The 15,130-nt window shown below is 68.5% G+C and carries 10 protein-coding genes; 4 read left to right on the top strand and 6 right to left on the bottom strand.

Features of this window, described 5'->3' with window-relative positions; genetic code table 11:
- Window positions 1-58 precede the first annotated feature (58 nt).
- The 3 genes from ACTHNC_RS04535 (at window position 59) to ACTHNC_RS04525 (ending at window position 6,233) form a co-directional block, all read left to right on the top strand.
- On the top strand, window positions 59-3,442 hold the full coding sequence (locus ACTHNC_RS04535) for a carboxypeptidase regulatory-like domain-containing protein (RefSeq protein ID WP_440293408.1): 3,384 nt from the start codon (window positions 59-61) through the stop codon (window positions 3,440-3,442).
- Between the two features lie 243 nt (window positions 3,443-3,685).
- Entirely contained in the window at window positions 3,686-5,029 is a 1,344-nt protein-coding gene (locus ACTHNC_RS04530) for an ABC transporter substrate-binding protein (protein WP_440293407.1), read from the top strand.
- A 91-nt stretch (window positions 5,030-5,120) separates the two neighbouring features.
- Window positions 5,121-6,233 carry a hypothetical protein gene (locus ACTHNC_RS04525; RefSeq protein WP_440293406.1) on the top strand — a complete coding sequence of 371 codons (1,113 nt, stop codon included), beginning with the start codon at window positions 5,121-5,123 and terminating at the stop codon, window positions 6,231-6,233.
- 3 nt (window positions 6,234-6,236) lie between these two features.
- On the opposite strand, the gene ACTHNC_RS04520 is transcribed toward ACTHNC_RS04525, so the two are convergent.
- The 6 genes from ACTHNC_RS04520 to ACTHNC_RS04495 all read right to left on the bottom strand — a co-directional run bounded on the left by ACTHNC_RS04520 (window position 6,237) and on the right by ACTHNC_RS04495 (window position 14,232).
- Entirely contained in the window at window positions 6,237-6,746 is a 510-nt protein-coding gene (locus ACTHNC_RS04520) for a mycothiol transferase (protein ID WP_440293405.1), read from the bottom strand.
- Window positions 6,747-6,794: 48 nt separating this feature from the next.
- The gene (locus ACTHNC_RS04515) at window positions 6,795-7,730 is read right to left on the bottom strand and encodes a cyclase family protein (RefSeq protein ID WP_440293404.1); all 936 of its coding nucleotides are present in this window, start codon (window positions 7,728-7,730) and stop codon (window positions 6,795-6,797) included.
- A 53-nt stretch (window positions 7,731-7,783) separates the two neighbouring features.
- Window positions 7,784-9,970, bottom strand: coding sequence for a glycosyltransferase family 39 protein (locus tag ACTHNC_RS04510; protein WP_440293403.1), 2,187 nt, complete (start codon window positions 9,968-9,970; stop codon window positions 7,784-7,786).
- Window positions 9,967-11,259: a glycosyltransferase gene (locus tag ACTHNC_RS04505; protein ID WP_440293402.1), complete on the bottom strand. Its 1,293-nt coding sequence runs from the start codon at window positions 11,257-11,259 to the stop codon at window positions 9,967-9,969. The genes ACTHNC_RS04510 and ACTHNC_RS04505 overlap by 4 nt, the downstream gene beginning before the upstream one ends.
- A gap of 252 nt (window positions 11,260-11,511) precedes the next feature.
- Complete coding sequence (locus ACTHNC_RS04500; RefSeq protein ID WP_440293401.1) at window positions 11,512-12,684, bottom strand: cystathionine gamma-synthase; 1,173 nt, start codon at window positions 12,682-12,684, stop codon at window positions 11,512-11,514.
- A gap of 183 nt (window positions 12,685-12,867) precedes the next feature.
- Window positions 12,868-14,232, bottom strand: coding sequence for a cystathionine beta-synthase (locus tag ACTHNC_RS04495; protein WP_440293400.1), 1,365 nt, complete (start codon window positions 14,230-14,232; stop codon window positions 12,868-12,870).
- Between the two features lie 166 nt (window positions 14,233-14,398).
- Here ACTHNC_RS04495 and ACTHNC_RS04490 point away from each other — a divergent pair, with 166 nt between their 5' ends.
- A complete protein-coding gene (locus ACTHNC_RS04490; RefSeq protein ID WP_440293399.1) occupies window positions 14,399-15,070 on the top strand; it encodes a metal-dependent transcriptional regulator in 672 nt (223 codons plus the stop codon).
- The last annotated feature ends 60 nt before the right edge of the window (window positions 15,071-15,130 follow it).

Here is a 15,130-nt window from a genome sequence, read left to right as displayed (position 1 = left end):
GCGGCCGTCCGGAGAAAATCGTTGACATCGAAAGTGAACGATCACTAATCTCTGCCCCATGCTTCGACTCGTCAGATCGATCACCCTTGTCGCCGCCGCAAGCATCGCAGCTTTGGTCGGCGCAACGCTCTCCGCGGCGGATGCTCCGCTCGCCCACGCCGATACGACGGGCACGACGTACTACGTCGACTCCGCGACGGGAAGCGATGCCAACTCGGGAACGAGCGCCACGTCGCCGTGGCAGTCGCTGACGAAGGTGGACGCGACCACGTTCCAGGCTGGCGACCACATCCTGCTGGCGGACGGCTCGGAATGGAGCGGGGCGACGCTCTGGCCGAAGGGTTCCGGCGACTCCGCATCGGACATCACCGTGAGCGACTACGGATCGGGCGTACTGCCGCGCATCGACGGTGCGGGACAGGTGCCGAATGCGGTCGAGCTCTTCAATCAGCAGCACTGGACCATCGAGAACATCGAAGTCACGAACCAGGCGCCGTCAACGGGCACGCCGGGGGCGAATCTCGGCGACTTCCGCGGTATCTACATCGGTGGCGACGACGGACAGACGCTTTCGGGCCTCACCGTTGACTCGGTGTACGTGCACGACGTCACCGGCGAGGTGCACTGGATGGGCGGCAGCACCGCGAACAACAAACCGGGCATCACGTTCGGCACCGGCTGGGACGGCATGAAGAACACGGGCGGAATCGTCTTCGAGACGACCGTGGCCGACACGTCGAACCCGGGCAACCCCACGATCTTGAACGACATGACCGTCTCACACTCGCGCATCGAGAACACATCCTTCGGCGGCATCATCACCAAGCAGTACGCGGGAACGAACCCGGGAGCCGTGGCGACCGGTTGGGGCACCCGCAGCTCGGCGACCGACACGAACTACGCGCCGTTCACGAACCTGACCGTGGAGAACGACTACATCACGCAGAACGGGACGCCGTACGGTGCGAACGGGATGCTCCTGAACAGCGTTCGCGGCGCTCTGGTTCAGAACAACGTCGTCGATCGCGTCGGAACCTGCGGCATCGAATACGACTACTCGGATGACGTCACCACCCAGCACAACGAGGTCATGGGAACGTCGGTCAAGGCCGGCGGAGGCGACTCGAACGGCATCGACACCGACATGGGCACGACGAACATGATCGTGCAGGACAACTACCTGCACGACAACAACGTCGGGTTCCTCGACTACCAGATCCACTTCGGCAACAGCATCTGGCGCTACAACGTGGTGGCCAACAACTCGGAGTATCCGATGCAACTGGGGTCGGCCTCGAGCGCCACGGCCCAGATCTACAACAACACCTTCTACAACGTGGCCTCCTCGATGGCTTGGCTCATGACGGCGAGCAACTACGCGTTCACGAACAACGCGTTCTACTCGACCGCCGCATCGCCCGCCATGCCCACCGGTGCCGCCATCACGTACCAGAACAACTATTACGGCGGAGCCGCGCCCACCATCCCGGCTGCCGAATCGCATCCCGTGACAGGCGACGACCGGTTCACCGATCCCGGCGTGACCGGACCGTACGGAACTGCCTCGAGCGGTCCGGCGCTCGCGACCGCCGCCGCATACGCGCCGCTGGCCGGCTCCGCACTGATCGACGAGGGCAGCGCCGTCTCCGGCAACGGTGGAGTCGACTTCGCGGGTCACACGCTCTACAACAAGGCGCCCGATGTCGGTGCCTTCGAGTACTCGACCCCGACCGGTGCGCCCGGCGAGGCGATCGACGGGCTCATCACCTCCAGCGTCGGCGGCCCGCTCAGCGGTGTCGCCGTCTCGGTCTCCGCTGCGGGGCAGACCTTCACCGCCACCAGCGACGCCACCGGGTTCTACGTCGTTCCGGATGTGCCGTTCGGCGCCGACGTCACCGTCACGGCATCCACGAACTACTACAAGACCGTGTCGAAGACCGTGACCGTCGCCGACGGCGACAGCACGCGCCTCGACCTGGTGCTGACCCCGACCATCACGACCGGGACGCTGCAGGGAATCGTCGACGACGACCACGGTCAGCCGCTGAGCGGCGCGACTGTCGCGCTGAGCAGGAGCGGCACGACGGCCGCGACCACGAAGACGGATGCCAAGGGCGGGTACTCGTTCAAGGACGTGACCGCCGCGAACGGGTACACGCTCACCGCGACGAAGAGCGGCTACCGAAGCGCGACCGACACGCAGGTGACGGTCGTGATCGCCACGACGACCACGGCGGCGACGCTCCTGATGCCGACGACGGACGGCACCGTCATCCAGTCGCACGACTTCAACACGCTGCCCACCGGCCCCCTCACGACCGGAACGGATGACTGGAACACATCCGCATCGGGTGGCAGCGTCGACGTCATCGCCGACGCACCCGGCGCGAACCGCTCGCTGCAGGAGACCCGCTCCAGCAACAGCGGGATCACCGGCGCAGAGCTGGACTTCGCCACGCCACTCGCCGGTTTGATCACGGTCGAGGCCGACGTGCAGCGCACCGACTCGCGTGACGCGTACAAGGCCGACTACTTCAGCGCCCCGTACATCTACGGCTCTGGTTCGACACCGGGAGTCGCCGTCGCCACGACGAAGGGAGAGATCGCGGCCTACGAGGGCACTTCGCTGAAGAACCTGGTTCCGTACACGCCAGGCACCTGGTACCACCTCGCGCTCGTCGTCGACACGGTCAACCAGCGTTACGACTTCTACGTGAACGGCAAGGAGGTCGTCGCGGACGCGCCGTTCCGCGGGTCGATGCCCGGCATCCAACGCATTGTGTACCAGGCGACCAGCTCGAACTACGGAACTCAGACCATCGACAACGTACGCGTCGGGTACGGGCTCCAGGTCCAACAGGCATCCGCACCGGCGAAGGCCGCACTCTCCACGACCCAGGGCTGGGCGACCGGACTGCACGACGGCTACTTCGACGTGCACCTGAACAACTGGTGGGGCAGCAACGCGACCAGCTACGCGCTCTACCAGAACGGCACGCTGATCTACACGGAGCCGCTGCTCGCGAACGGAGACGACCCGCAGGCATCCACGGTGACCATCGGCGGCCTGCCGAACGGCAACTACGAGTACACCGGCGTGCTGAGCAACAGCGCCGGCGACACCTCGACCAGTTCTGTGACCGTCACGGTGACCGATGCCGACCCGGGCACGCCGGTGCTGAGCGACAACGCCTACGACGGGGCATCCGACACCACCGTGACGACGAACATGTGGTGGGGAACCAACGCGACGAGCTACACGCTCTACGTCGACGGCGCGGTCGCCGATCAGCAGCAGCTCGCCGCGGCGACGCCTGCGGCGCAGAAGGTCACGACGGAGCTCACGGGCCTAGCGCCCGGCATTCACCAAGTGGTCGCTGTGCTGACCAATCGGTTCGGCTTCACCTCCAGTCAGCCGCTCACGCTCGATGTGACGGGGTGAGGCCGCGCTGAACCGGACCGAGGCCGTGGTCGCCGCTGCAGCGCCGCCTTTGCGCCCTCTTGTCGGAATCGTTATCCGGTACACGGCGAACGCGCCACGGGCGCCGATACACTGAGGATCAGAAAGCGATTTCTGAAGAGTGCCCGTGATCGCTTGACACGATTCAAATCGGGTCACCATAATGTGGCAGACGACGCGGGAAAGCGTTTGCCCGTCGTGACCACAGCATGGCAAGGAGGCCACATGTCACAGCAGCAGATCTCCCGGCGCCAGTTCGGGGCCCTCGCGCTGACCGGGATCGGAACCACGCTCCTGCTCGCCGGATGCGGAACATCCGCTACCCCCGCAGGCGGCGGTGCAACGTCGACCGCGGCGGCCGGCGACGCGTTCAAGAAGGCCACGCTCAACTTCGAGTGGTGGACCAACCCGGTGCGCACCGAGTACACGAACAAGATCCTCCAGCAGTACACGACCGCGCACCCGAAGGTCACCATCAATGCTGCGCCCGGGCAGTGGGCGACGTATTGGACCAAGCTCTCGACCCAGGTTGCCGGGCAGACCGAGCCCGACGTCATCCAGATGGACCAGGCCTACATCGCCGAGTACGGCGGCCGCGGCGCTCTGCTGGACATGTCGAAGGTGGCGAGCATCGACTTCACGCCGCTGAAGTCGTCGCTGGCCGCCGGCACGTTGAACGGAAAGCTCTACGGCATCCCGACCGGCAACAACGCCTATGGCATCGCCGCGAACAAGACCCTGTTCGACAAGGTCGGCGTCAAGGTGCCCGACGACAAGACCTGGACGTGGGATGACTACCTCGACATCTGCGCCAAGCTCAAGAGCGGGTCGAACGGCGCGTTCACCGGAAGCACGTGGCAGAGCAGCGACCAGGACCTGCAGATCTGGCTGCACCAGCACGGCGAGCAGCTCTACACCGACAAAGGCAAGCTCGGCTTCTCGACATCGAACGTGGCGAGCTGGTTCACGATGATCAAGAAGTTCTTCGACGCCGGCGACGGTCCCACCCCCGACCAATTCACGAACGACGTCAACGCTTCGCTGCAGCAGACGCTGTTCGGCACGAACAAGGCCGCCCTCGGCTGGACCTGGAGCAACCAGGTCACCGCATACCAGCAGTCGAACGGTGGCGACCTCGTGCTGCTGCGTCCGCCGAGCATCGCGGGTTCGGCCAGCAAGAACGGCCTGTATTACAAGCCGTCGATGTTCTGGTCGATCGGTTCGCAGACCAAGGCCGCGGCGCAGGCGGGCGGCATCATCAACTACTTCCTGAACAGCACGGATGCCGCCAAGCTGCAGCTCGCCGAGCGGGGCGTGCCCGCGAACGCGAAGGTGCTCGCCGTGGTCAAGCCGCTGCTGTCGCCGACCGACCAGCTCGCGGTGAAGTACCTCGAAGACATCAAGAGCGAGATCAAGTGGGTGCCGCCGGTGCCGCCGAAGGGCACGAGCACCGTGGCAACGGTCGCCCAGCGTCACTCGCAGGACGTCATCTTCGGCCGTGCCACCCCGGCGGCAGCGGCGTCGGCGTTCAAGACCGAGATTCAGGGACTGATCGACTCCGCTTCGTGATCCGGCTCCACCATCGTCGGTGCCCGTTCTGGCCGCACGGCCGGGGCGGGCACCGATCTGTCTGCGTCGTGTCTCTTGGAGGGTGCTGGACGTGACCGCATCGGCGATACCCGGCTACGAAGACTGGCTTGCACACGCATCCTCCACGCCGGCGTTCGCGGCGACGGATGCCTCGGCGCAGGCGCTCGCGGATGTTCTTGGCCTGCGAAGCAAGCCCGCGCCACCGCCCATTCGCCGCGGAGAGACGAGCGTGCGCGACGGTCTCGCGATCACTCCCCTGCGATGGCGGATGCCTTATGGCCCGGAGACGCACGCGTGGGAGCTTCGGCCGGCCGAGTCGGCCGCGCAAGCGAGCGAGGCAGGTGCGCGTGGCGCGGGCGCAGTCTCGGGGCTGCTGCCGGGCATCCTCGCGCTGCATCCGCACGGCGGCCGGCGTTCGACCGGTGCCGCACAGCTCATCGACTTCGGCGGAGAGAATCCGGATGCGCTCGCAAACCGGATCGCGCGCGCGGGCTTCGTGGTGCTCGCGCACGACACGTTCTCATGGGCGAGCAGGCGGTTCGACCTGTCGTCGCCGCCGCCGAAGCTCGCCCGGACCCGCGAAGCGCTGCTCGCCCTATGGGATTCCGAGGGTCACGTGCCGAGCGAAAACGAGGTCTTCGACGCGGTCTCTTCCGCTCACGAAGACCTCGTCGCGAAGACCGCGGGGCTGCTCGGGCAGACGTTCGCCGGCATGGTCGTGGCGGACGACCTCGTCGCGGCCGACGTGCTTGCCGGGCTGCCAGGAGTGGATACCCGCCGTCTCGGCGCGATCGGGTTCTCCGGTGGAGGTGGACGGGCGCACCTGCTCGGGGCCCTGGACGACCGGATCGGCGCGGTCGTGGTCGCCTGCATGATGGCGACGTTCGCTTCGCTCGTGCCGGACTACATCGAGACGCACTCCTGGCTGCTGCACAGCCCTGGGCTGCCGCAGCTGTGCGACTGGCCGGATGTCGCGAGGATCGGCGCCGCCCGCGAGTTGCTCGTGCTGTACGGCGAGCGCGACCCCCTGTTCCCACCGGACGGCATGCGCGCCGCACACGACGCGCTCGGGTCGTATCCGGGATATGAGGGCCGCTTCTTCGACGTCGGCCACGAGTTCACGGCCGAGATGCTGGACGCGGCGATGGAGTTCTTCGTGGGGCGGCGGGCACGCGACCGATGAGGCTCACTTGGCGCGCTGGGCCATGCCCCTCACGTACTCGGCCTGGCCGAGATGCTTCACGTCATCGTCGATGATGCTGATCAGCCGAACACCGAGCGTCACCGGCGGGTTCCAGCGGGTGTCGACGACGCGGTCGAGATCGGCGTCGCTCGTCGCCGCGATTTGCGCGAGCGTCACGCGCTGGGTGGCGTCGTAATACCGGCCGAGCAGCTCGGGCGGCACGCGCACGGCCGCCACCTCGTCGCTCGAGTGGCCGTATCCCGTCGCGCCGCGCGAGAACGGGAGGCCGAATCGGTCGGCCCAGCCCTCGGAGGTCCACACCTGCTCGAGTCCGTACGCGTCGGCCATCTGCGCGTCCTGGCCGCGCGTCAGATGCCAGACCAGCCACGCGATCGTGTTCGCGTCAGGGTCGGGGCGGAACGTGAGCAGGTGCTCGTCGGCTCCGTCGAGCAGGCGGTGCACGCCCTGCCCGACGCGCTGCACGGCATCCGACAGTAGGTCCCTGGTGTCCATTCGGCTCCCTCGCTCTCGAAACGGATGCCCGGGCATCCGTCGGCCACGTTACGCGCGCTGCCCAGCGGCGTCGGCGTCGACGACCGCGAACGCGCGCACGGGGAACGTGCCGAACCCTTCGTTGGCCGGCGGCGCCGCCGTGAATCGTGCGCCGCGAGCGGGAAGGCTGCCGAGATTCGTGAGGTGCTCCACCACGTGGATGCCGGCCGCGAGCAGTCCCGAATGCGCCGGCCGCTCGCCGCCGGACTCGGTGTCGTCGATGTTGAGCGAGTCGATGCCGACGAGCGCTGCGCCCTGATCCACGAGGTAGTTCACGGCATCCGGAGTCAGGAACGGCGCGCCCTTCAGGTAGCCCGGTGTGCCGAAATGGCGATCCCAGCCGGTGTGCAAGAGCACGGCGGCACCCCGCACATCGCGGTCGTAGAACACGGACGCCGGCACGCCGCGCTCCGTGGCATCCGCCACATGCACGACCTCTGCGCGCAGGTCGACGAGAGTGGCGAGGTCCAGCGAGGCGAGGTCGCCGCCGTCGGCGTAGCGGTGGTACGGGCTGTCGAGGTAGGTACCGGTGTTGCCGATCATCGTGATGATGTCCATCGCGAACTCCGTGCCCGGCGCGTACACCGCACGGGACGCCTCGCGCGTGAGGTGCGGTGTGATCACCGGTGCAGGCAGGCCCGGGTAGGTGACCAGACCGTGGCGGATGCGATGACTCAGGTCGATCACTCGCCGACGGGCCGCCGGCGGTTCCGGGACCGCTTCCTGGATGCCCCGGCTGCCTCGGTGCTGCTCCTCCACGACCTCGAGACCGCGGAGCTCGACGCCGCCGACGAGTGCGAGGCCGAGGTGTTGCACGAAGAGCCGCCCGATCGCATCCGCGTCGACGTCCGCGCTCGGAAGGTCGAGCCGGAAGCCCTCCGCGGTGAGCGAGCCCCCGTTGACGAACTCGACGGTCGCGTCGAAATGGGCGCGGTATTCGGTCATGTGGGCCTCCTGTCCAGGGCGGCCAGCCTATCGGCCGCCCCGGACGGGAGAGGTCATGAGGTCAGGTCGTAGACCGTCACTCCGTTCACCGTCTTCGCCGTGAAGGTCTTCGCGACCCACGACGCGATCTGGCTGGATGCGTTGCTCCCGCCATTCGCCGCCCCGACCGATCCGCCGATGAAGTAGTGGATCTTGCCCTCCGCGACGAACTTCTTGAACTCGGCAAGGGTGGGTGATGGGTCGGACCCGTTGAAACCACCGATCGGCATCACCGCGTCGCCCGTGGCCAGCTGGTAGCCGGCCGCACTGTTCGAGCCGATTGCGGCGGCGACCCACGTGTACCGGTCGGCGTCCTTCTCCAGCATCGCCTTCAGCGTCGAGCCGACCTGCGACGAGCCAAGCAGGCCGCCCATGCCGCCGCGTGTTCCACCGACGGTCGGCGCTCCGCCGTTGCCGGTGCCGCCCTGCGCGCCCGTGCCGCCCTGCGTTCCAGTCCGGCCCCCGGTGCTTCCACCCGGCGCAGTCCCGGTGCCGCCGGTCGTGCCCTGGCCGGGCGGTGCGAAGCCCGCGCCCGGCCCGCCCTGCGTCCCCGTTCCGCCCTGCGCACCGGTACCGTTCCTGCCGGGGAACCCGCCGCCGGCCCGGCCACCACCGCCCGGGCCGTCGATCCCCGACGCCACTGCCGGCCCCGCCGTGACGATCGAGCCGGAGTGCCCGGTCGTGACGGTCTCGAGGGTGTACGCGAACGGTGCCAGCAACACGGCCGCCAGGGCGACGGATGCCGCGAGCACAGACATCCGCGCTGACGACCAGCGGATGCTCACCAGCGCCGCCGCCGCGACCGCGAGCACCAGCACGACCCACTTCAGCCACGGCAGCCAGTCGGCCGCCTCCTGCAGGAGCACGAACGCCCAGGCCGCGGTCCCGAGCACGAGCGCCGCCGAGACGAGCCGAGCCCACAACTGGGCGCGCCGCTGCCAGAGCAGCCCGGATCCCGTGCCGACGACCGCTGCGAGCGACGGCGCGAGCGCCACGGTGTAGTACGCGTGGAAGATGCCGCCCATGAAGCTGAAGACGAGCCCCGTGACCAGGAGCGTGCCGCCGAAGAGCATCAGCGTGGCGCGGCGGCCGTCCGTGCGCGGAGCACGCCCGATCAGCACGAACGCCAGCACTAGCAGCACGAGTGCTGCAGGCAGCAACCACGCGATCTGGCCGCCGATCTCGTTCTCGAAAAGGCGCAGGATGCCCGTCGCTCCCCACATGCCACCGGTCGCGGTGCCGCCGCCTCCGCCGGTCACGCTGCCTGTTTCGGCGCCGGTGATGCGCCCGAACCCGTTGTAGCCGAAGGTGAGACCCAGGAAGCTGTTCGTCTGCGAGCCGCCGATGTAGGGACGAGCGGATGCCGGCACGAGCTCGACGATGGCGACCCACCATCCGGCGGCGACGACGATCGCGCCGAGTGCGGCGAGGAGGTGCAGTAGCCGCTTGCCCAGCGTGGTCTTCGCCGCGACGAGGTAGGCGATGCCGAGCACCGGCGCGACGAGGAATCCCTGCAGCTGCTTGGTGAGGAATGCGAATCCGACGGCGACGCCGGCCCAGATCACCCAGCGAATGCGCCCCGACTCGATGCCGCGCAGCGTGAGGTAGGTGGCGAGCACCGTGAGCAGCACGAGCAGGGCATCCGGGTTGTTGAACCGGAACATCAGCGCCGCCACCGGTGTGATCGCCAGTACGCCGCCGGAGAGCAGCGCAGCGCCGGCCGAGAAGTGCCGGCGCACGATCGCGTAGACGAGCGCAACGGTGACGACGCCCATGATCGCCTCGGGCAGCAGGATGCTCCACGAGCTGAGTCCGAAGACCCTGGCCGAAAGCTCCATGATCCACAGGCTCGCCGGCGGCTTGTCCACGGTGATGGAGTTGCCGGCATCCGATGAGCCGTAGAAGAACGCCTCCCAGTTCTTCGTGCCGGCCTGAACGGCCGCCGAGTAGAACGAGTTGGCCCATCCGCTGGCCGACAGGTCCCACACGTAGAGCACAGCCGTGACAAGCAGCAGACCGAGCAATGCGGGACGTTCCCAGCGGGCGGCATCTGCACGGCCGAGCAGCAGCCGACGGCCCACCGAGCGCCAACGCGACGGCGGCGCGGAGTCGTGCGGAGGTGGCGCGGAATCTCCGTGCGACGGCCTCCGGGCGCCCGGGATCGGTTCGACCGGAACGATGACGGGCGAGGTGGTGGTCATGAGGTGCTCGCTTTCTGTGCGGCGGTGGCCGGTTCGGTCACCACTGACGACATAGATGAAGACGCTTCGGATGCCTGTCTGCCACGAGCCGAACGCCGCTCGCGTCCGAAGACCCATGCGCGTAGCAGCACGAAGCGCAGCGCCGTGGCGACGAGGTTGGCCACGGTGAGCACGACCAGTTCGAGTGCGGAGGAGGCGTTGGGCTTCACCGTGTGAAGAACGACGAGTGAGCCCGACGTGATCGCCCAGGCGATGCCGAACACGACGAGTCCCTGGGCCTGGTGCGTCACGGCTCGGCCGGGGCCGCGCACGCCGAACGTGAACCGGCGGTTGGCCCAAGTGTTGGCGACAGCGGTGATCAGCAGCGCGAGAAAGTTCGCGACCTGCGCGGTGACGACGTGCTGCAGCGCAAGGTAGAGCAGGGCGTACGCGAGCGTCGAGGCGACGCCTACCAGGCCGAAGCGGAGAACCTGCCCGAAGAAGCCGGGCGGCGACGGAGAGGCGAACGGATGCCTGCCGAACTCCGCATAGATCGCCGCCACCGGAATGCGCCCACGCGCGAGGTTCCACCACACGCGGCCCAGACCGCGCACGTCGGCGATCGCGGTGGAGACGATGTCGACCGTGCTGTCCGGATCGTCGATCCAGTCCACCGGGACCTCGTGGATGCGCAGTCCCGCGCGCTCCGCCAGGAGCAGCAGCTCGGTGTCGAAGAACCAGCCGTTGTCCTCGACCAGCGGGAGCAGCCGCGCTGCCACGTCCGACCGCATGGCCTTGAAGCCGCACTGCGCGTCGCTGAACCGTGCGCCGGTCAGGCGCAGCATCGCGTTGTATCCGCGGGAGATGAACTCGCGCTTGCCGCCTCGCGTGACGCGAGATGCCCTATCGAGCCGGGTGCCGATCGCGACGTCGGAGTGTCCGGAGAGCAGCGGGGCGACGAGCGGCCGCACCGCCGCGAGATCGGTGGAGAGGTCGACGTCGAGGTAGGCGACGACCGTCGCGGGAGAGTCCAGCCACACGTGCTTGAGGGCACGGCCGCGCCCCTTCTCGGCCAGGTGCGTGACCACCACTCCGGGTAGTTCCGCGGCGAGCCGGTCGGCGATGGCGGGCGTGGCATCCGTGCTCGCGTTGTCGGCGATCGTGATGCGCCACGTCTCGGCGAGGTGCCGGTCGAGGTACGCGTGCAGCCGCCGGATGCTCGCCTCGAGCGACCCCTCCTCGTCGTACACCGGCACGACGATGTCGAGGTCGAGCGTGCGGTCATTCGCGGTGCGGCTGGCTTCGGACATGCAGGCGATGCTGCCGTGCCCCGCTCGGCGCGACCTTTCGCTGCTGTGTCACGAATTCATGTGATCGCCGCAAGAATCGGCAGAGTGCGCTATGCGCTCCCTGAGTCCGGCTTCACCGTCACGGCCACCGGGCAGGCCAGCCGCCACCACTCCCCGCGCACCGAGGCTACGAGTATGCGCCGAGACTACGTGCATCGCGCATAGCCTCAGCGCATACACGTAGTCTCGCGAGAAAGTGGCGCCCCGCCACGCTCATCCCAGGCGGTCGAGCGCCTGCTCCACGTCGGCGACCAGGTCGTCGACCGACTCGATGCCCACCGAAAGCCGCACGATGTTCTCCGGCACCTCAAGTGCCGTTCCGCGCACGGAGGCGTGCGTCATCTCGCTCGGGTATCCGATCAGGGACTCGACCCCGCCGAGCGACTCGGCCAGCTGGAACACGCGGGTGGACTCCGCGAGGCGGCGCGCAGCGTCCGCTCCCCCGCGCACCGCGACCGAGAGCATCCCGCCGAACCGCGTCATCTGACGCGCGGCGAGCTCGTGGCCAGGGTGCGACGGCAGACCCGGGTAGTAGACGTGCTCGATCGAGGGATGCTCCGACATCCGCTCCGCGATCGCCTGCGCGTTCTCGGAGTGCCGCTGCATGCGCACGTCGAGCGTCTTGATGCCGCGAACGGTCAGCCACGCCTCCATCGGCGCGGCGATCGCGCCTGCGGCGAACTGCTGGAATGCGAGCCTCTCCGTGAGCTCGCCGTCGCGCAGGATGACGGCGCCGCCGATCACATCGGAGTGGCCGCCGAGGTACTTCGTGGTCGAGTGCACGACGATGTCGGCGCCGAGCGCCAGCGGCTGCTGCAGCGCCGGCGAGGCGAACGTGTTGTCGACGACGACCTGCGCGCCGACCGCGTGGCCCAGCTCGGCGAGCGCGGCGATGTCGCTGATCTTCATCAGCGGGTTGCTCGGGGTCTCGATCCAGAGCAGGGGCGTGCGGTCGGCGGCGAGCGCGTTGCGCACGGCGTCGAGGTCGGTGAGGTCGACCGCGGTGTGACGGATTCCCCACTCGCCGTAGATGCGATCGATCAGTCGGTGTGTTCCGCCGTACACGTCGTTGCCGAGCACCACGTGGTCGCCGGGGCGAAGGGCGGAGCGCAGCAGGGCGTCCTCCGCGGCGAGTCCGGAGGCGAACACCAGCGCCTTGTCGCCGCCCTCGAGCGCGGCCAGCACGATCTCGAGCGAGGTGCGCGTCGGGTTGCCCGAGCGTCCGTACTCGTAGCCTCCGCGGAGCCCCCCAACGCCATCCTGCACGAAGGTGGACGACTGGTAGATGGGCGGAACGACCGCCCCGGTCGTCGGGTCGAACTCCTGCCCCGCGTGGATGGCGCGGGTGGCGAATCCGGTTTCGGCGTGCGTCTCGGTCACAGTCATCTCCTTCGTTCTTGGTTTGCATGGATGCGCGTCACGCCCGCCCCCCCCCGGTTCGTAACTCCTGCAATCTGGTCGGCCTGGCGCGACGCCTCCGCGTGGTTCTGCGCTGTGGGTCGGGTCATGCGAGCAAGTTGCAGGAGTTACGAACCGGGAAGGGCGGTGAGCCGGACATCCGGAGCACGGTCAGCGGCTCAGGAACTTGAGCAGGTCGGCACGGGTGATCACGGAGAGCGGCTTGCCCTCATCCGTCACCAGCACCGCGTTCGCCTCGCCGAGAGCGGCACGCGCGGCGGCCACCGTCTCGTTGACGCCGATCAGCGGCAGCGGCGGCGCCACGAGCGACCCGACGCTGTCGGCCATGCTGGCCTCACCCGCGAACACCCGGTCGAGCAGCGTGCGCTCGTCGAGCGATCCGACCACCTCGCCGATCACGACAGGCGGCTCGGCGCTCAGGATGGGCAGCTGGCTCACGCCGTACTCCGTCATGATGCCGATCGCATCGTGCACGGTGTCGGACGGATGCGCGTGCACAAGATCGGGCAGCGCTCCCGACTTCGAGGCGATCACCTCGCGCACCGTCGCCTCGCCGGAGTCGTCGCTGAAGCCGTATGAGCGCATCCAGCCGTCGTTGAAGATCTTTCCGAGGTAGCCGCGGCCGCCGTCGGGGAGCAGCACCACGACGACGTCGTCAGGTCCGAGGTGGCGCGCGGCGCGCAGGGCGGCGACCACGGCCATCCCGCTGGAGCCGCCGACGAGCAACCCCTCCTCCCGCGCGAGCCTGCGGGTCATCGCGAACGAGTCGGCGTCGGAGACGGCGATGATCTCGTCGGGAACCGACGGGTCGTAGGCGTCCGGCCAGAAGTCCTCGCCGACGCCCTCCACGAGGTACGGCCGGCCGGTGCCACCGGAGTACACCGAGCCCTCGGGGTCGGCGCCGACGATCCGCACGCGGCCCTCGGAGATCTCCTTGAGGTACCGGCCGGTCCCGGTGATAGTCCCTCCGGTGCCCACGCCCGCGACGAAGTGCGTGACCCTGCCCTCGGTGTCACGCCAGATCTCCGGCCCGGTGGTCTCGTAGTGGCTGAGCGGCCCGTTCGGGTTGGCGTACTGGTTCGGCTTGTACGCACCCGGGATCTCCCGCATCAGCCGGTCGGAGACGCTGTAGTACGAGTCCGGATCGTCCGGCGCCACCGCCGTCGGCGTGACCACGATCTCTGCGCCGTACGCGGTGAGCACGTTGCGCTTGTCTTCGCCGACCTTGTCGGGCAGCACGAACACGCAGCGGTATCCGCGCTGCTGCGCCACCAGGGCGAGGCCGACGCCCGTGTTGCCGCTGGTCGGCTCGACGATGGTGCCACCCGGCTTCAGGAGCCCGTCACGCTCGGCGGCGTCGATGATCCGCTCGGCGATGCGGTCCTTGCTGGATCCGCCTGGGTTGAGGTACTCGACCTTCACCAGCACCGTGGCGGCGATGCCTTCGGTGACCCGGTTCAGGCGGACGAGCGGAGTGTTGCCGATGAGGTCGGTGACGGAGGCTGCGAACTTCATGGTGATCCTGTCGTTGTTCTTCGTGCTGGACGGGGTGGTCGATGGCGGATGCCTCGCGCACGCCCCGTGCGATGGCACGGCGGGGCGACGCGTCTCAGCGACGACAACAGTTCAGGAACACGCGAACCAGCCTACCCGACACCCGCGCATCCCTAGACTGATCGCCATGTCCGTCTCGGCTCTCACGAACACGGCGCAGGACTACCTCAAGGTGATCTGGGCGGCGAACGAGTGGGAGCAGACCCCGGTCACCGTCACGGCGCTGGCGGCGCGCATCGGGGTGCGGGCGGCGACGGTGAGCGACGGCATCCGGCGACTGACCGAGCAGGGGCTCGTCGTGCACGAGCCGTACGGCGCGGTGGCTCTGACCGAGGCGGGGCGGATGCACGCACTCGCGATGGTGCGAAGGCACCGGCTGATCGAGACGTTCCTGGTGGAGACGCTCGGCTACCCGTGGGACGAGGTGCACGACGAGGCCGAGGTGCTCGAGCACGCCGTCTCGGACACGCTCGTCGAGCGCATCGACGCCGCGCTCGGGCATCCGGTGCGCGATCCCCACGGCGACCCGATCCCCACGGTCGACGGCGACCCGCGCACGCCGCACGCCCTTCCGCTGCTTCAGGCGCGACCGAATGCCCCGCTGCGGGTGGTGCGCATCTCCGACTCCGATCCAGCGGTGCTCCGCTACCTGGCCGAGCGAAGCATCCGGCTGGATGCCCGCACCACCCTGCTAGAGACCCGCCCGTTCGCCGGCGATGTGGTGGTCTCGGTCGATGACGGCGAGCCGATCACGGTGGGCGACGTCGCTGCCCGCGCGGTCTGGGTGGCGCCGCTCTGACCCGTTAGTGTGCCGGAGCCCTCCGCTCAGGTCGCAGTTTCTGTCGCATACTCACGCTTT

Source organism: Humibacter sp. (genome assembly GCF_051954055.1).
In the GTDB taxonomy this organism is placed as follows: Bacteria; Actinomycetota; Actinomycetes; order Actinomycetales; family Microbacteriaceae; genus Humibacter.
Note: the sequence above shows the minus strand (reverse complement) of the source record. Positions and strands in the feature narration are given on the sequence as shown.